This is a genomic window from Roseibium sp., from assembly GCF_965229775.1.
In the GTDB taxonomy this organism is placed as follows: domain Bacteria; phylum Pseudomonadota; class Alphaproteobacteria; order Rhizobiales; family Stappiaceae; genus Roseibium.
Window position 1 is genome coordinate 446,432 of sequence record NZ_OZ245929.1, and the last position, 16,564, is coordinate 462,995.

At 61.8% G+C, this 16,564-nt stretch carries 17 protein-coding genes; 7 read left to right on the forward strand and 10 right to left on the reverse strand.

Going from position 1 to position 16,564, the window contains the following annotated elements; translation table 11 throughout:
- Nucleotides 1–9 precede the first annotated feature (9 nt).
- From ACO07N_RS01920 to ACO07N_RS01940, 5 genes are all read left to right on the forward strand, one after another.
- The gene (locus ACO07N_RS01920; RefSeq protein WP_421979402.1) at nucleotides 10–663 is read left to right on the forward strand and encodes a DUF4166 domain-containing protein; all 654 of its coding nucleotides are present in this window, start codon (nucleotides 10–12) and stop codon (nucleotides 661–663) included.
- Entirely contained in the window at nucleotides 660–2,159 is a 1,500-nt protein-coding gene (locus tag ACO07N_RS01925; RefSeq protein WP_421979403.1) for a TIGR01777 family oxidoreductase, read from the forward strand. The genes ACO07N_RS01920 and ACO07N_RS01925 overlap by 4 nt, the downstream gene beginning before the upstream one ends.
- Before the next feature lie 287 nt (nucleotides 2,160–2,446).
- The gene (locus ACO07N_RS01930) at nucleotides 2,447–3,406 is read left to right on the forward strand and encodes an alpha/beta hydrolase (RefSeq protein ID WP_421979404.1); all 960 of its coding nucleotides are present in this window, start codon (nucleotides 2,447–2,449) and stop codon (nucleotides 3,404–3,406) included.
- Nucleotides 3,407–3,479: 73 nt separating this feature from the next.
- Nucleotides 3,480–4,364, forward strand: a complete 885-nt coding sequence (locus ACO07N_RS01935) for an SDR family NAD(P)-dependent oxidoreductase (protein WP_421979405.1) — start codon at nucleotides 3,480–3,482, stop codon at nucleotides 4,362–4,364.
- Between the two features lie 53 nt (nucleotides 4,365–4,417).
- Nucleotides 4,418–4,924 (forward strand): nuclear transport factor 2 family protein, encoded by a 507-nt coding sequence (locus ACO07N_RS01940; protein ID WP_421979406.1) that lies wholly within the window; start codon nucleotides 4,418–4,420, stop codon nucleotides 4,922–4,924.
- 61 nt (nucleotides 4,925–4,985) lie between these two features.
- On the opposite strand, the gene ACO07N_RS01945 is transcribed toward ACO07N_RS01940, so the two are convergent.
- The gene (locus ACO07N_RS01945) at nucleotides 4,986–5,744 is read right to left on the reverse strand and encodes a helix-turn-helix domain-containing protein (RefSeq protein ID WP_421979407.1); all 759 of its coding nucleotides are present in this window, start codon (nucleotides 5,742–5,744) and stop codon (nucleotides 4,986–4,988) included.
- Between the two features lie 13 nt (nucleotides 5,745–5,757).
- Here ACO07N_RS01945 and ACO07N_RS01950 point away from each other — a divergent pair, with 13 nt between their 5' ends.
- A complete protein-coding gene (locus tag ACO07N_RS01950; RefSeq protein WP_421979408.1) occupies nucleotides 5,758–5,922 on the forward strand; it encodes a hypothetical protein in 165 nt (54 codons plus the stop codon).
- A 296-nt stretch (nucleotides 5,923–6,218) separates the two neighbouring features.
- Nucleotides 6,219–8,117 (forward strand): PhoX family protein, encoded by a 1,899-nt coding sequence (locus tag ACO07N_RS01955; protein WP_421979409.1) that lies wholly within the window; start codon nucleotides 6,219–6,221, stop codon nucleotides 8,115–8,117.
- A gap of 132 nt (nucleotides 8,118–8,249) precedes the next feature.
- Here the strand turns inward: ACO07N_RS01955 and ACO07N_RS01960 are convergent, their stop codons facing one another.
- From ACO07N_RS01960 to pcaF, 9 genes are all read right to left on the reverse strand, one after another.
- Nucleotides 8,250–8,618, reverse strand: coding sequence for a VOC family protein (locus ACO07N_RS01960; RefSeq protein ID WP_421979410.1), 369 nt, complete (start codon nucleotides 8,616–8,618; stop codon nucleotides 8,250–8,252).
- 61 nt (nucleotides 8,619–8,679) lie between these two features.
- Nucleotides 8,680–10,743, reverse strand: a complete 2,064-nt coding sequence (gene paaZ, locus ACO07N_RS01965) for a phenylacetic acid degradation bifunctional protein PaaZ (RefSeq protein ID WP_421979411.1) — start codon at nucleotides 10,741–10,743, stop codon at nucleotides 8,680–8,682.
- Nucleotides 10,744–10,764: 21 nt separating this feature from the next.
- Entirely contained in the window at nucleotides 10,765–11,544 is a 780-nt protein-coding gene (locus ACO07N_RS01970) for a Phenylacetic acid catabolic protein (protein ID WP_421979412.1), read from the reverse strand.
- Nucleotides 11,534–12,610 carry a 1,2-phenylacetyl-CoA epoxidase subunit PaaE gene (gene paaE, locus ACO07N_RS01975; RefSeq protein ID WP_421979413.1) on the reverse strand — a complete coding sequence of 359 codons (1,077 nt, stop codon included), beginning with the start codon at nucleotides 12,608–12,610 and terminating at the stop codon, nucleotides 11,534–11,536. The genes ACO07N_RS01970 and paaE overlap by 11 nt, the downstream gene beginning before the upstream one ends.
- 22 nt (nucleotides 12,611–12,632) lie before the next feature.
- Complete coding sequence (paaD, locus tag ACO07N_RS01980) at nucleotides 12,633–13,154, reverse strand: 1,2-phenylacetyl-CoA epoxidase subunit PaaD (RefSeq protein ID WP_421979414.1); 522 nt, start codon at nucleotides 13,152–13,154, stop codon at nucleotides 12,633–12,635.
- Nucleotides 13,155–13,163: 9 nt separating this feature from the next.
- Nucleotides 13,164–13,985 (reverse strand): 1,2-phenylacetyl-CoA epoxidase subunit PaaC, encoded by an 822-nt coding sequence (gene paaC, locus ACO07N_RS01985; RefSeq protein ID WP_421979415.1) that lies wholly within the window; start codon nucleotides 13,983–13,985, stop codon nucleotides 13,164–13,166.
- A complete protein-coding gene (gene paaB / locus ACO07N_RS01990; RefSeq protein ID WP_421979416.1) occupies nucleotides 13,985–14,272 on the reverse strand; it encodes a 1,2-phenylacetyl-CoA epoxidase subunit PaaB in 288 nt (95 codons plus the stop codon). Before paaB ends, paaC begins: the two co-directional genes overlap by 1 nt.
- Before the next feature lie 27 nt (nucleotides 14,273–14,299).
- Nucleotides 14,300–15,298 carry a 1,2-phenylacetyl-CoA epoxidase subunit PaaA gene (gene paaA / locus ACO07N_RS01995; protein WP_421979417.1) on the reverse strand — a complete coding sequence of 333 codons (999 nt, stop codon included), beginning with the start codon at nucleotides 15,296–15,298 and terminating at the stop codon, nucleotides 14,300–14,302.
- 46 nt (nucleotides 15,299–15,344) lie between these two features.
- Nucleotides 15,345–16,550 carry a 3-oxoadipyl-CoA thiolase gene (gene pcaF / locus ACO07N_RS02000; protein WP_421979418.1) on the reverse strand — a complete coding sequence of 402 codons (1,206 nt, stop codon included), beginning with the start codon at nucleotides 16,548–16,550 and terminating at the stop codon, nucleotides 15,345–15,347.
- Between the last annotated feature and the right edge of the window lie 14 nt (nucleotides 16,551–16,564).

Consider the following 16,564-nt stretch of genomic DNA (forward strand, 5'->3'; position numbering starts at 1 on the left):
GGACTGGATATGCTGGAGAATATCGAGGGTCACCAGGGCACAACGCTCCCGGACCAACGGTTCCGCCGGTTGCTCGGTGAACCGGCCTGGCAGGCACTCCCCCCGTCCGTCCGCCGCCGCTTCGGCAAACGCCTGAAAGGCGGCTCGAGCGTGGTCTATCAGGGCATCGTCGTCTCGATGCGGCGCAATTTCGCCGGCCGCATCCTCTCTCATCTGGCAAGGCTCGTTGGCGCACCGCTTCCACATGACATGACATCCGTAAACCAGCCTGCCGTGGTCACGGTCACTGAAGACTGCGCGGGAGACGGACAGTTCTGGATCCGGCAATACGGCCGGGCCTCCGGCTTTCCGCAGGTCATTCACAGTTCGAAACGCTTCGCCGGTCCGACCGGGATCGAGGAATATATCGGTTCGGGGATCGGCATGGCGCTTCGCGTCGGTGTCGCAGACGACGGGCTGAGCTTCACAAGCGACCATTATTTTCTGCAGTTCGGGTCATGGCGGCTGCGGCTCCCCGGCTGGTGCAGCCCCGGCGCGCTGACTATTACCCACCGGGACCTCGGCGGCACCCGGTTCCTGTTCTCTCTGACCCTTGAAAGCCGGTTTTTCGGCGAGCTCATCCACCAGGATGCGCTGTTTCACGACATGGAGGTTCAACCATGACCGATCCCTTTCTCTGGACCCTGATTTCCGTTCAGATTGCCATGGGCCTGTTCGACACGCTTTATCATCATGAACTGACCGAACGCCTTGCCTGGCGTGCGTCCCAGAAACTGGAACTGCGGCTGCACGGCATCAGGAACTTCTTTTACGGGCTGATCTTTCTCTGCTTCGCATGGATTGAGCCGCACGGTCTGTTTGCGGCGGCGCTGGCCCTGGTTCTCGTCCTTGAGGTGGTGATCACGCTCTGGGACTTCGTCGAAGAGGATATTTCGCGCAAGCTCCCCTGGACCGAGCGTATCAATCACACGCTGCTGACCTTGAACTACGGTGCGATCCTGGCCCTTCTGGCCCCGATCCTGTGGCAGTGGAGCCAGCAACCGACGGCGGCAACCTTCGTCAGTTACGGATGGTGGAGCGTGATGGCCAGCCTCGCGGCATGCGGCGTTGCCGTATTCGCAGCGCGCGACCTGCTGGCGGCCGCGCGCAGTGAACGGCTGTTGCGCGGCGACCCGGCAGAACTCGTGTCGGTTCTGCCACCGCACCGGCATGTTCTCGTGACCGGTGGCACCGGTTTTGTCGGCTCGCGTCTCGTCGAGGCGCTGGTTTCGGCGGGCCACGACGTCACCGTTCTGACACGCAATGCCGGAAAAGCCGGGGCGCTGTGTCATCCGGTGCGCGTGATCACGAGCCTGGACCAGGTCAGGAACGGCGCGCATTTCGATGCGCTGGTGAACCTTGCCGGTGATCCGATCGCAAACGGCCTCTGGACCGCAAAGAAACGTGCGCGGATCATCCGGTCTCGTGTTCAAACGACAGAGGCACTGGAGGCTCTGGTTGCCCGCCTCGACAGGAAACCGGATTGCCTGATTAGCGGATCGGCCATCGGCTGGTACGGTCCGCGCGGCGATGAAGTGCTCACGGAAAAGTCGGAACCGGCAGCGGCCTTCACCCGCGAGGTCTGTGTGCGCTGGGAGCAGGCGGCAGCAAAAATCGAGAAATTCAACGTTCGTGTCATCCGGCTGCGCATGGGTCTCGTGCTCGGTGTTGACGGCGGCATGCTAGCACAGCTCCTGACGCCGTTTGAATTCGGCGGCGGCACAAGGCTCGGCGATGGCCGGCAGTGGATGTCGTGGATCGAGCGGGACGACCTCGTCCGGGCCATTGCGCACGCGATTGCGGACGGCACCTTGAGCGGGCCGGTCAACGCCACGGCGCCGGTTCCCGTGCGCAACGATGCCTTCACGCGCGCCCTTGCCCAAGCCGTCCGCAGACCGGCATTCCTGCGCATTCCCGCCTGGGCCCTGACTTGGGCCCTTGGCGACATGGCGCGTGAAACCATGCTGGTCAGCCAGCGCGTCATTCCGAAGAAGCTCATTGATCACGGATTTGAATTTCGGCATGCCGAGATCGCGCCGATGCTGCGCAAGATCACCGGAGCAAAACCGGAGCCTTCCGCTGACGTACCGGGGATTGACACGGCCGATGCAAAACCCTGACCGGGCATGGGTTTCAATCCGGATCGGACCGGGACCGCCTTGTCGGCGGTCCCGGCCCAGTCACTCAATCACGAGGCCCGAAAGCCAGTGGCTCTCCGGGTGGCCTTCTTCAAGATCGGCTTCGCGAACGGGTCTCTCGGACAGATCCCTGGCGGACGATCGCATCCTCCGCTCTTCAGGAACACAGGATACGCATAGGCTTTGACAGGAATCGCGCCTGCCAGGCCCGGTGAAAACCGCCATCTTCACGTCATCACGATCCCGTTGGCTTCAGATGGAGTTTTCACATGCCGACTTCGCACACCCCGTCGTCGAACGAGACGGCACCGGGTACAGACACGGGCACCAAGGTCACGACCCGTTCCGTTGCGTTTGAAAATACCGGGTCCATGCTCGCGGGCACGCTCTACCTGCCGGAAAATCATGACGGCTCACCGCTCGCCACCGTCATCATCACGGGCGCATGGACCGCCGTTGAGGAACAAATGCCCGCAAACTATGCACGCGCGCTGGTCAAGCACGGGTTCGCCGCTTTCACCTTCGATTTCCGGGGCTGGGGCAAGTCCGGTGATCTGCCGGGCGGCGCACGCTACGTGGAAAGCCCGAAGGCGAAATCCAGCGACATTCGAAAAGCGTTCGAATTCGCCGCAGCCCGTCCCGAAGTCGATGCCTCACGTCTCTTTGGCCTCGGCATTTGCGCATCGGCCGGCTACATGATCGACGCCGTATCGCAAAACCCTCTGGTCGAACGCATCGCGCTGGTCGCACCCTGGCTCCAGAACGCGGAAATCGTCGAGACGGTCTATGGGGGAGTGGACAGTGTTGCAGCGCTCATTGGCGTGTCACGCAGGGCCGAGGCCGCAGGTGGGGAGATGATCCCGGCAGCCGGCCCGGAAGGCGCGGACGGCGTCCTGATGCCCATCGGCGGCTACTACCATGAGCCAGCGCGCGGTGCGATCCCGCAATATGACAACAAGTGGAATAATGCCAGTTGGGAGGGGTGGCTGACCTACTGGCCGGCGGACAATCCCGGCCGCCTCGACAAACCCCTGGCGCTCATTCACTCGGAGGCCGCCGCGATACCGCAGGGTGCGCACCTTTTCCTTGAAGGTTTCAACGGTGACGCATCCGTCAAGTGGCTGGAAAACGTGACCCAGTTCGAGTTCTACGACGATCCGGAAATCATAGCGCAGGCGGCGGATTTCGTCGCTGCTCACTTCAAGGCGGCCATGTCCGGCGGGCGTTGAACGGACGGTTCTGGCCGTTTCGCGAACAATCAATCTTCAGCACCCAATCACTTCCAATGGAAAGGGAAAGACGATGTCACATGACACCAACACCTCACGCCGCGCGATTCTGACAGGCGGTGTCGCGGCAGCAGCGACCCTCGCCTCTTCGGCCGCGTTGGCAAACAGCATGCAGCCGGCAGCAGCGCCAAGCCAGCTTAGGCCCGACGGCCGTTTCAAGGGCAAGGTCGTTGCGGTAACGGGCGGCAATTCCGGTATCGGTGAAGCAACCGTGCGGGCGTTCGCCATGGAAGGCGCACAGGTCGTCTTCGGTGCCCGCCGTGACGAACTGGGCCGTCAGGTCGAAGCGGACATCCGCAACGCGGGCGGCGATGTCACCTGGGTCCAGACAGATGTGCGCGATCCGGAGCAGGTCGCCCGCTTCATCAAGTCGGCAACGGATACCTACGGACGACTGGATGTCCTGTTCAACAATGCCGGCATCTTCATGACGCCCAACCTGATCGAAGACATCGACATCGGCAACTTCGAGGACATGATGCGCACCAATACTTTCGGTGTCTTCTACGGGATGAAATACGCGATCCCGGTGATGAAGGCCCAGGGGGGTGGCGTCATCATCAACATGGCCTCAGTCGCGGCCCACCGCGGATTTCCGAACACGGCGCATTACAACGCATCCAAACACGCGGTTCTGGGCCTCACCCGCGCAGGTGCCAAGCTGGCCGCGGACAACATCCGCGTTGCATCTATTTCACCGTTGGCCGTCGACACGCCGATGTTGCGGGAAAGCTTCGACTACCAGGGGCTGACCTATGAGGGCATGGCCGGCTTTTTCGTAACGCCCCGCATCATGGACCCCCATGAAATGGCTGAAGGCGTTCTGTTCCTGGCCTCGGATGCGGCAACCGCCTTCAACGGCATGGATATCGACGCGACCGGCGGACAACTCGCCTGACCGCGCGCCCCTGGGTCAGCGCAATGAGACGCCACATTTCAAAGGAACATCATATGAAACACACGCTTTTGGCGGCACTCGCCGCAACAACCCTGCTCGGAGGAACCGCCATGGCGGACCAGACGGAAATCAGCCGCTCCATCACCGACATTGCCGCCGGTGCCGACCGGCATGACTGGGAGCGCGTCCGCGGTGCCTTTGCCGACACCGTCACCAGTGACTACACCAGCTTGTGGGGCGGCGAGCCGGTCACCCAGCCCGCTGACGAACTGGTCGCAGGCTGGGCCGGCTTTCTGCCTGGCTTCGAAAGCACGCACCACATGGTCACCAACCATTCGATCACATCCGTTGACGGCGAAAACGCCGTTGCAGAGGCGGATTTCACGGCAACGCACCGGATCGGCGATGGTCTGTGGACACTCGGCGGGCGCTACACCTATGAACTCACCAGCAGCGGCGACCGCTGGCTCGTCACCTCACTGACAATGACCGCCTTGTGGGAGACGGGTGACCGGGGCCTGGTGGCCACGGCCGGGGAGCGGGCCGCACAAGCCAAATGACAGGGCGGTTTGCTGCCTGCAAGGGCGGGCAGCAAACCCTCCGCATCGGCTTCCGGCCCGCCTAACGTTCCCTGTAGACCGCCGGTGTCACGGCGAATTTGCGTTTGAAATGCTGCGAGAAGCGGCTCATGTCCTGATATCCTGCCCGCCAGGCGATTTCCGATACGCTAAGCCGGCTTGTTCTGAGCAGCACCGAGGCAAGGTCAAGCCGGGCCCCGATGACGTATTGCAGCGGTGACACGCCGACCTGCTTCTTGAACGCCTTGGAAAAATGCGTGCTGCTCATTGCCGCAAGGTCCGCCATGGTGGCGAGCGTCAGGTCATTCGCCAGATTGTCATGGATATAGTCCAGAACCCTGCGCAGCCGCCGGTCTTCAATGCCGGCATGCCAGGCCGGTGCGGGCTTGATCAGCTGTACGACCTGTGCCGCGAGCGCCCTGGACATGGTCTCCCGGTAGAGAAGTCCGCCATCCCCGAGTTTTGCCGCATTGAGCGAGATGCTCAGAACGACCGGATCGATGTCGCCGATGATCGCCTGGAATCCGGCTCCCGAAGACAGGCCGAATTCGTCGAGCAGCCGGTCGTCCAGTGAAACGGTCACGAACTCAAGGTCTTCGTCGTATTCGCACACACCCTCGCTCCCGGCCGGGAGCAGCCAGCCCTGGTGTTTGCGGAGCGGACGATGGACGGCCCTGTCCGAGCCCTGCGAGATCCGGTGCGACGGTTGATCGTTCAGAAAAATGCCGAGCGTCAGCGACGACAGGGCAAATGCTCCGCCTCCTGCCGGCAAAATCATTTTTTCCGATACGACGTCAGGCATATCCTGAGTCTAGGTGCTTTTTGACCAAATTCAATCGACGATTGACGACCGCAAACGCGGCCTGGAAGCGGGAGGTCCGCCGTCTTCCGGTGGCACGGAACTCAACGGGCACCACAACCCGGGCAACAGCCGGAACGAGAAGATCTGTCCGCTTTTGCTTTTCATGTCGAAGAACTGATTGAAAGATCGCAACAATTGGCTGTTCTGAGCCAGGTTCTGGCGTCTTGCGCCAAAAGGTGATTAACTTAGCCGGAAAAATAAAAACAAGTATTCAAATTCCGGCGGCGTCATCAAAGTTAAAAAAAAGAAACGTAAGACCCTATCACCTCTGTGATACGTTGCACCTGCCGGACGGGCGCGGGGTCATGCTGTTCCAGATACGGGATGGCATGTGCGCTTTTGACGGGGTCTGGAATCGGTGTTGCGACATTGCAAGAGCCAGCTAGTGTTTATGCGAGCCAGTAGGATAAACTCATGAAAGATAACGAGAATCACACACTTACCTTCGACGAATTCGACGAAATGGTAAACCCGCGCCCGGAAGAGTGTGACTTTGACCGGATTGTGGAATCGGCCCTCAGCCGTCGCGGTTTTCTCGGCGGTGTCATGGCGTTCGGCAGTTTTGCGGCGCTTGGTGGCAGCCTGACCTCCGCGGAAGCAGCCTCCAGCCGCTTCGCCTATGACCAGATTGGCACTTCAACGGCCGACGAAGTCATCGTACCCAACGGCTACAAGGTCGACGTGATGATGCGCTGGGGCGATCCGATGTGGTCCGACGGAGCCGAGTTCGACCACGCGACCCGCGGCACGGCAGCCAGCCAGGAACGCGCCTTCGGCGACAACACCGACGGCATGGACGTGTTCCCGCATGACGGCAAGCTTTTGCTCGTTGTAAACAACGAATACACCAACCGGTCGATCATTTCTGCAAACGCGGTCGACAACCGCCTTGTCGGCGAAGACGACATCGCCAAGGGCATGATGGCGCACGGTGTCTCCGTCGTCGAAATCGCCTTCGTCGACGGCAAGTGGCAGATGGTCAAGGACAGCCCCTACAACCGCCGCATTACGCCGAATACCGAAATGGACCTGACCGGCCCGGCGGCAGGACACGATCTCCTCAAGACAGATGCCGATCCGACCGGAATGAAGACCCTGGGAACCTGGAACAACTGCGGTAACGGCAAGACACCATGGGGCACGTACCTTGCCTGTGAAGAGAACTTTAACGGCTATTTCTCCTCCAGTGAGGACGTACAGAACGACGATCCCAAGTCGATCACGCCGGCCATGAAGCGCTATGGCGTGAACACCGAGGACTGGGGCTACGGCTGGGCGGAAATCGACGAGCGTTTCGACGTTGCCAAACACCCCAATGAACCGAACCGCGCCGGTTACATCGTCGAAATCGATCCGACCGATCCCGCTTCGACACCGAAGAAGCGCACCGCTCTCGGCCGCTTCAAGCACGAGAACGCCGAAGCTGTCGTCAACGGTGACGGCCGCGTTGTGGTCTACATGGGCGACGATGAGCGCGGCGAGTTTGTCTACCGCTACGTTTCCAACGGCGTATTCGCTCCCGGTGCTCCGACCGACGATCTGTTGACCGACGGCGTGCTCTATGTCGCGAAATTCAGTGACAACGGCACGGGTGCCTGGGTCGCACTGACCCCGGAAACAACCGGCATGGATCACGCCGAGATCCACATTCACAGCCGCCAGGCAGGTTCCGCTGTCGGGGCCACCACGATGGACCGCCCGGAGTGGATTGCCGCCAATCCCAAGGCACCTGAAGTCTACTGCTGCCTGACCAACAACAAGAACCGTGGCGTGAAGCCGAATGCCGGTGGTGATGACACCGCCGTCAACGGCCCGAACCCGCGTGAGAAAAACAACTACGGACAGATCGTTCGCTGGCGTCCGGATGGCGGCGACCACACGGCACCCGGCTTCACCTGGGACCTTTACGTGCTCGCCGGCAACCCGACGGTTCATTCCGATGCGTATGCCGGATCTTCGAACGTCAACGCCGACAACATGTTCAACTCGCCGGATGGCCTCAAGTTCGATTCCAACGGTCTCGTCTGGATCCAGACGGACGGCAGCTACAAGAACGAAGGCGATTTTGCCGGTCAGGGCAACAACCAGATGCTTGCGGGCGATCCGGTCACCGGTGAAATCCGCCGCTTCATGGTCGGCCCGAACGAGTGCGAAATCACCGGTCTGACCTGGAGCCCGGATCGCCGGACCATGTTCGTCGGCATCCAGCACCCGGGTGAGCGCGGCAACAGTCACTGGCCGGAAGGCGGCGACTCTGTTCCGCGTTCCGCAATCATCGCGGTGACCCGTGAAGACGGCGGCCTCGTCGGCTAAACGCGACAGTCCTTGAAAAGGCAGATCGGCCGGTCCTTGTGACCGGCCGATTTTTTTGAGCGGCGGAAGGCCTCAGCCGAAGCGGGTGACAGATCCGGGATACGGCCGGCGCGAACACCCACCCGTCCGGGCTCAATCAACCTTGCTGTGATCGTACCAGACGGCCTCGATATTGTGGCCGTCGGGATCGAGAACGAAGGCCGCGTAGTATCCCGGCCAGTAATGCGGGCGATAGCCGGGACCGCCATTGTCGGCCGCCCCTTCCTGCAGCGCCGCCTCGTAAAAGGCGTGCACCTCTTCCCGGCTCTTGGCTTCAAAGGCGATATGGGTCGGCACGACCGGATCCTTCACCACCCAGAGATCCGTGTTCCGGCCGTCAAAGAAGCCTGCGGCATCCCCGACCTCCATCGAGATCGAGTAGCCAAGCGGCGCAAGCACTTTCAGATAGAACGCCTTGGACCTCTCATAGTCGCTGACATGCAGATGTGTGTGCGCAATCAAGCCGTCTTCCCCGCAGTGCTGGCGTTCCCGGTCTCAGCCTAGCACACCCCGCCGGCTTTGATCAGGCGGCCGCCGGCCACTCCTTCGCCACCATCGTCAGGACATCATACTGGGCGACGACCTCGTCCTTCTGGTTGGTTACCTGGCAGTCCCAACGCACTTCGCCATGCTCGGCGTTCTCACGCGGATTTATTTCCTTGCAGGTAAGCCGGACCTTGAGACTGTCGCCGAAATAGACGGGGGTCAGGAAACGCAGGTTGTCGACACCGTAATTGGCAAGCACCGGCCCGGGTTCCGGATCGACGAACAGCCCGGCGGCAAAGGAAGCGATCAGGTATCCGTGCGCCACCCGATCATCGAAGAACGGATTTGCCTTCGCCGCCTCGCTGTCCATGTGCGCATAGAATGTGTCCCCGGTGAACTCGGCAAAGTGCTCCACATCTTCCCGAGTGACTTCGCGCGCTTTCGTGATGATCTGATCGCCAATCCTCAGGTCTGCCAGGGATTTTCGGAACGGATGGATGTCGCTGTGACCGGCGGCTCCCTCGGTCCATTGACCGGTGACCGCGGACAGAAGCTCGGGCGTACCCTGGATCGCGCTGCGCTGCATGAAGTGTTTCACGCCCCGCATGCCGCCCATTTCCTCACCGCCACCGGCACGGCCCGGACCGCCATGCACCAGCGGAGCCAACGGAGATCCATGCCCCGTGGAACTTTTGGCAGAGCGGCGGTTGCCGATCAGAACGCGTCCATGGAAAGGCGCAAGGCCCGTCACAATCTCGCGGGCGACCGTGCTGTCATCCGTAAACAGAGAAGAGACAAGCGAACCCCGGCCCTTTTGAGCAAGCGCAACCGCCTCATCATTGTCGGAATAGGCCATGACCGTGGCCACGGGACCGAAGGCCTCGACCGAATGAACGGCCTCCGCACCGGCCGGATCGGCGCAGCGCAGCAAGATGGGTGACAGAAATGCGCCCTTCTCCGCGTCACCCGAAGACAGCGCGACACCATCAAGCGAACCGGAGACGATCTCTGCCTCCCTGGCCAGAAGCCCGACCTTGGTCTTCACATCCTCCCGGTCCCTGAGCGAGACCAATGCGCCCATCCGGGTGTTTTCGTTGTCCGGCAGCCCGATGGGTGTTGACGCCAGGCGTGCGGACAAGGCCTCCGCGACAGCGTCTTCGTAGGACTGGGGCACGATGATACGCCGGATCGCCGTGCATTTTTGCCCGGCCTTGACGGTCATTTCACGCGCAACCTCCTTGATGAAGAGGTTGAACTCATCGGTGCCCGGTCCTGCATCTGCCCCGAGGATCGACGCATTCAGGCTGTCGGCTTCCATGGTGAACCGTACGGAGTTCTGCAGGATCGCCGCGCCTGATTTCAGCTTCTGACCCGTGGAAGCGGAACCGGTAAATGTCACGACATCCTGTTCGATGACATGGTCGAGCAGGTCGCCTGCCGACCCGGTCACGATCTGCAGCGCGCCGTCAGGCAAGATCCCCGTTTCAAGAATGCGGCGCACCACCAGTTCTGTCAGGTACGCGGTCTGGGAAGCCGGTTTCACAACGCATGGCATGCCGGCAATCAGCGTCGGCGCGATCTTTTCGAGCATGCCCCAGACGGGAAAGTTGAACGCGTTGATATGGACCGCAACGCCCTGCAGCGGCGTCAGAATGTGCTGCGCGGAAAACGTCCCGTCGCGAGACAGCGGTTCGACAGGGCCCTCGGTGAGAACCTTCGTATTCGGCAATTCCCGGCGTGCCTTGGAGGCGAAGGTGAGCAGCGTGCCGATCCCGCCCTCGATATCGATCCAGCCGTCGGTGCGCGTCGCCCCGGTCGCGAAATTTTCCAGGTAGAACTCTTCCTTCTGATCCATGAGGCTCAGGCCGACCGCCTTGAGCATGAGCGCACGCTCGTGGATGGTCAGGGCCCGCAGTGCCGGACCTCCGGCGGCGCGCGCCCATTCGAGCGCCGCCTTGAAATCGAGCCCGGCGGTCCCGATCAATGCGTGCACCTCGCCCGTTGCCGCGTTCAGGACCGGCGCGCCCTCACCGTCGCCCGTGCGCCAGGCGCCTTCGACATAGCTCTTCAATCGGCGCGCAACCGTCCCCGTCCCGCTCATGGATCGTCCTTTCTAGAGTGTTCAGGCAAGTTTGAGGCTTGCCAGACGTGCCTCGGCATCGGCTTTCCACGCGCGCCGCAAGGTCTCGTTTTCGGTATGCCGCAGGCCCATTTTCTTCAGCCGGTCGAAACGACTGGAGTGCGCCGGGCCGAAAGTCTCGGCAACTTTCGGCATCCAGTACGCGATCGAAGCGACCGCTTCGTCCCTGGTATCCGGTGTTTCCGACACCCGGGCGAGCCCCTCCTGCCCGAGCTCCATGTGCCGCGTTTCCTTTGGCAGGATTGCGCGGAATTCCTCGCTGAGCGGCTGGTAGGACGTCAGCACCTGTTCCTTGAGCTGGTGGACCGTCGCTAGCCCCATGAGAAAATTCATGACCACGGCGTCGGTCCAGCCTTCAAGCGGATAGTGGAAGACGGACAGGCGCATATCGCCGCCCTGACGTTTCGGATCGACATGCGCGTCCCGATCCCGGCGCTGCGACCAGGAATGCGCGTTGGTGTAGAGCGCCTTGTCGGTTCCGAAATCGCCCATCAGGTCGAGAATGCGCTCGGCATGATCCACCTTTTCCAGCGTGATCCGGCACGCGGCGATGCGCTCCTTCAAACCGGGTGCCCAGTTGATGGCATCGGCGAACCCGGCCGACCCGGCAAGCTCGCTGTCGACAAAGGACGACATCAGCCGCAGCAACTCGCCCCGGTAGCGCGCCGGGACGTTTTCCGGCGATGTCAGCTTTCCTCCCTTTTCCAGGTAGTCGGACAGCGTCATCGTTTCGTCGTCGGGAAGTGTTGCCTCATTCGTCATAGCTGATCACCACCTTGTCGGAGACGGGAATGCACTGGCAGGAAAGGACGTAGCCGGCGCGGACTTCGTAGTCTTCAAGCGCGTGGTTCACTTCCATTTCCACCTCGCCTTCCAGCACCTTGGCGCGGCATGTCGAACAGACCCCGGCCTTGCAGGAGAAAGGCGCATCCATGGCATTGGCGACCGCTGCCTCCAATACGGACGTTCCGTCTTTCTGCATCTGAAAATTCCGCGTCGTTCCGTCGAGCGTGACGGAGAGTTCGCAGGTGCCCGCAGCGGCGGCAGCGGCCTTCGAGACCGGTCTTGCCTTCGCGCGTCCCGGCTGGGAGGAAGCAAACAGTTCGAACCGGATCTGCTCGTCCGTCAGACCGTGTTTGCGCAGGCTCTCCGCAATGGTCAGCATCATCGGTTCCGGGCCGCAGATAAAGGCGGTGTCGACCTCGTCGGCGTCAATCCATAGCTTGAACAGGAGGTCCATCTTCTCCGCGTCGATCCGGCCCGTGAAGAGATCGATGTCCTGGCTTTCCGTTTCCAGGATATGGATCAGCGACAGCCGCCCGAGATACCGGTTCTTGAGGTCTTCAAGTTCCTCCCGGAACATGATCGAGCTGGTCTGCCTGTTGGCATAGATCAGCGTGAAGGTGCTGTCCGGCTCGCGCGCCAGAACCGTCTTGATAATGGACAGCACTGGCGTGATGCCGGATCCGCCGGCAAAACCGAGATAGCCTTTTGCAGACGCAGGCTGCAATTCGGTATGGAACCGGCCCATCGGTGTCATTGCATCGAGGCGATCCCCCACCTTCAGTTCCTCATTCGCCCAGTTCGAAAAGGCACCGCCATCGACACGCTTGATGCCGACCTTCAGGCAGCCTTCGTCGAGACCGGCACAGATCGAATAGGACCGGCGCAGCTCCTCCCCGTCAAAGTCCCGGCGGAACGTCAGGTACTGACCCTGGATGAAGCTGAACGCGTCGGCATCAGCCGCATCCGGCCTGAGGGTGACCACAACCGCATCGCGCGTATCGCGGCGAATGTCGGTCACTTCGAGCGAATGGAATCGTGCCATGGGCGCTGCCCTCTTCCTGCGTCTAGATACATTTGAAATAGTCGAACGGTTCCAGGCATGCCTTGCATCGCCACGCGGCCTTGCAGGGTGTCGAGCCGTACTGGCTGACCCGTTCCGTATCGGTGCTGCCGCAACGCGGGCAGGCGACCTCCGGACCGCTTGCCCCTGACAGCCGTGCCGCCCGTGAATTCATTCCGTCGCTGGCGGTGCCGTCGACGGGCGGTGCGATCCCGAAGGATTTCAGCTTCTCCCGGGCATCCTGCGTGACCCAGTCCGTCGTCCACGGCGGCGAAAGCCGCCTCTCAAGACGCAGGTTCCGCACACCCTTTTCGCGCAGCTTCTCCTCGATCATGAGATCGATCACGGCCGTTGCCGGACAACCCGAATAGGTCGGTGTGACCGCGACGACAAGCTGGTCGCCCTCGTATACGACATCCCGGACGATGCCGAGTTCCGTTACCGAGACGACGGGGATTTCAGGATCGGGAACCTCCGCGAGCCAGGTCCAGATCTCGTCGATTGCCGGAAGGAGCGTTGAAGACATCACCGCGCCTCACCAGCTCGCGCCCGGATAGGCACGCTGCAGAAACTGCATCTCGGCAAGGATGAAGCCGAGATGTTCCGTGTGCCGTCCCTGTTTGCCACCAAGATGCGCATAGCCGCCGGGTTCAGGTGTCTTGAGCGTCGCCTCGTCCAGGATGGAGCGGACACTTTCATCCCAAAGACCCTGCAACCCGGCGAGGTCCGGTGCGATACCGGCTTCAGCCAGCACTGCATCGACATCATCGCCGGTGAACATTTCACCTGTATAGGGCCACAGCAGATCGAGCGCCTCTTGCATCCGGCGATGGCTCTCTTCGGTTCCGTCGCCGAGCCGCACGACGATGTCGGACGCGCGGTCGAGATGGTAGCTGACTTCCTTGAGCGCCTTGGCCGCGATCTCCGCGACGCGCGGGCTCTTCGACTGTTCGGCAAGCCACCCGAGCAACAGATGATGATAGGCATCGAACAGGAACTCGCGCATGATCGTCACCGCCATGTCGCCTTTCGGCAGTTCCACCAGCAACAGGTTGTGAAACTTCATGGCATCGCGCAGATAGGCAAGGTCGTCCGCGTCGCGGCCTTTTCCCTCCACCTCACCGGCAAGTCCGAGCCACATCTGCGTGTGCCCGATCAGGTCGAGTGCCGTGTTGGCAAGCGCGATGTCTTCTTCCAGGACCGGTCCGTGTCCACACCATTCGGACGTCCTGTGCCCGAGGATGAGCGCATTGTCGCCCATCCGGCAGAGCCATTCGAAAAACGCTGGCCGAATGGCATCATCGCTCAGGAACGGATCCGCCAGCCCGTTGGCAGCGTTTGTCTGCGCATCGGACATCACATTTTCCCCACTTCGTCGGGGATGTCGAAAAAGGTCGGATGCCGGTAGGTCTTGCTTTCGGCCGGGTCGAACAGCGGTCCCTTCTCGGAGGGGCTCGATGCTGTGATCTCATTGGAAGGCACAACCCAGATCGACACACCTTCGCGCCGGCGTGTGTAAACGTCACGCGCGTGGTTGATCGCCATCTCGGCATCCGGTGCGTGAAGGCTGCCGACATGCCGGTGGTTCAGGCCGTGCTGCCCCCTGATGAACACTTCCCAGAGAGGCCATTCTTTCTTGGACATGGCAGTTCCTCCCTCTCCTCGTCTCGATTATTCAGCTGCGACCGCAGCCGCCTTGCGGCGGTCGGCAGCCTTCTCCGCATAGGCATTCAGCCCCTCGCGGAACCAGGCACCGTCGTCCCAGGCCTTGACCCGGGCATCGAGGCGCTCGCGATTGCACGGGCCATTGCCCTTGATGACTTCAAAGAATTCGGACCAGTCCGGCTCGGAGAAATCGTAGCCCTTTTTGTCCTCGTTCCAGGCAAGGTTCTCATCCGGAACCTTGAGGCCGAGATAGTCGGCCTGCGGCACCGTCTCGTTGACGAACTTCTGGCGCAGCTCGTCGTTGGTGTTCATCTTGATCTTCCAGGCCATGGATTGCGCCGAATGAACGGAGTCCTTGTCGGACGGCCCGAACATCATCAGCGAGGGAAACCAGAACCGGTTCAGCGCATCCTGCGCCATGTCCTTCTGTTCCGGTGTCCCCGCGGCCATCTTCATCATGATCGCGTAGCCCTGGCGCTGGTGGAAACTCTCTTCCTTGCAGATCCGGATCATGGCCCGGCTGTAGGGCCCGTAGGATGTGCGCTGCAACGGCACCTGGTTCATGATCGCCGCGCCGTCGACAAGCCAGCCGACCGCGCCGATATCCGCCCAGTTCAGGGTCGGATAGTTGAAGATCGAGCTGTATTTCATCTTTCCCGAATGCAGCTTCTCCAGAAGCTCGTCCCGGGAAACGCCAAGCGTCTCGGCTGCCGAATACAGATAGAGCCCGTGCCCGGCTTCGTCCTGGACCTTTGCGAGCAGGATGGCCTTGCGTTCCAGGGTAGGTGCCCGGGTGATCCAGTTGCCTTCCGGCAGCTGACCGACAATTTCCGAATGGGCATGCTGACCGATCTGGCGGATCAGGGTCTTGCGATAGCCCTCCGGCATCCAGTCTTTCGGCTCGATTTTTTCACCGTTGTCGACCCGGTCCTGAAAGGCACGCTCTTCCGGCGACATCTCTTCGCGGGACTTGAGACCTTCCGATTTCACGAGCTGCGCATACATCGCATTTCCTCCAAAAGCACCTGTTCAGGCCGTGTGCATTCCAATCCTACACCCGCTCCAGCACCAGCGCGATGCCTTGCCCCACACCCACGCACATCGTGCAGAGCGCGTATTTCCCACCGGTGCGCTGCAGTTGGTAGGCCGCGTGTAGAACCAGCCGTGCCCCGGACATGCCGAGCGGATGTCCGAGCGCAATGGCGCCGCCATTCGCATTGACATGCGCGGCATCGTCCGGCAGCCCAAGTTCCCTCAGGACGGCCAGCGATTGCGACGCAAAGGCCTCATTGAGTTCGATCACGTCCATCTGCTCAAGGCCAAGACCCGCGATATCGAGCACCTTCCGGGTCGCCGGCCCCGGCCCGATCCCCATGATCCGGGGCGGCACCCCGGCCGCTGCCATCGCGACAACCCGTGCCTTGGGAACAAGCCCGTTGGCATCCGCTGCCGCCTCGGAGGCAACAATCACCCCCGCCGCCCCGTCATTGACGCCGGACGCGTTCCCGGCCGTCACGGTGAGGTTCGGCCCGTTGACGCCGCGCAATTTCGCCAGCGCCTCGGCGCTCGTGCCCGGGCGCGGATGTTCGTCCGTATCGACGATGATCGGCTCGCCCCTGCGCTGCGGGATCGTGACGGGAACGATCTCCTCCCTGAAGACACCTGCTTGTTGAGCAGCTTCCCAGCGGCGCTGGCTTTCAGCCGCAAACCGGTCCTGATCAAGCCTCGAAATCGCATAGTCTTCGGCCACGTTATCGGCCGTTTCGGGCATGGAATGCGTCCCGAACGCACTCTCAAGCCGCTTGTTCTTGAAGCGCCAGCCGATCGTCGTGTCATACATCTCCGCATTGCGCGAGTAGGCCGTTCCGGCCTTTGCAACGACAAACGGCGCGCGGCTCATGCTTTCCACACCGCCGGCGAGCATCAGGCTTGCATCGCCTGCGCGGATCGTTCGGGCGGCCAGCCCGATCGCGTCCATGCCGGACCCGCACAACCGGTTGACCGTCGCACCCGGTACGCTCACCGGGAGACCGGACAGCAAAACGGCCATGCGCGCCACGTTCCGGTTGTCTTCGCCCGCCTGGTTTGCGCAGCCCAGGATGACGTCATCGACCGCGTCCCAGTCCACATCCGGATTGCGCTCTTTCAGGGCCGCGAGCGGAATTGCGGCCAGATCGTCTGCGCGCACCGACGACAGGGCGCCGCCATAGCGCCCGATCGGAGTACGGACGGCGTCGCAGACATAGGCTTCCGGCATTGCTCTCTCCCGCA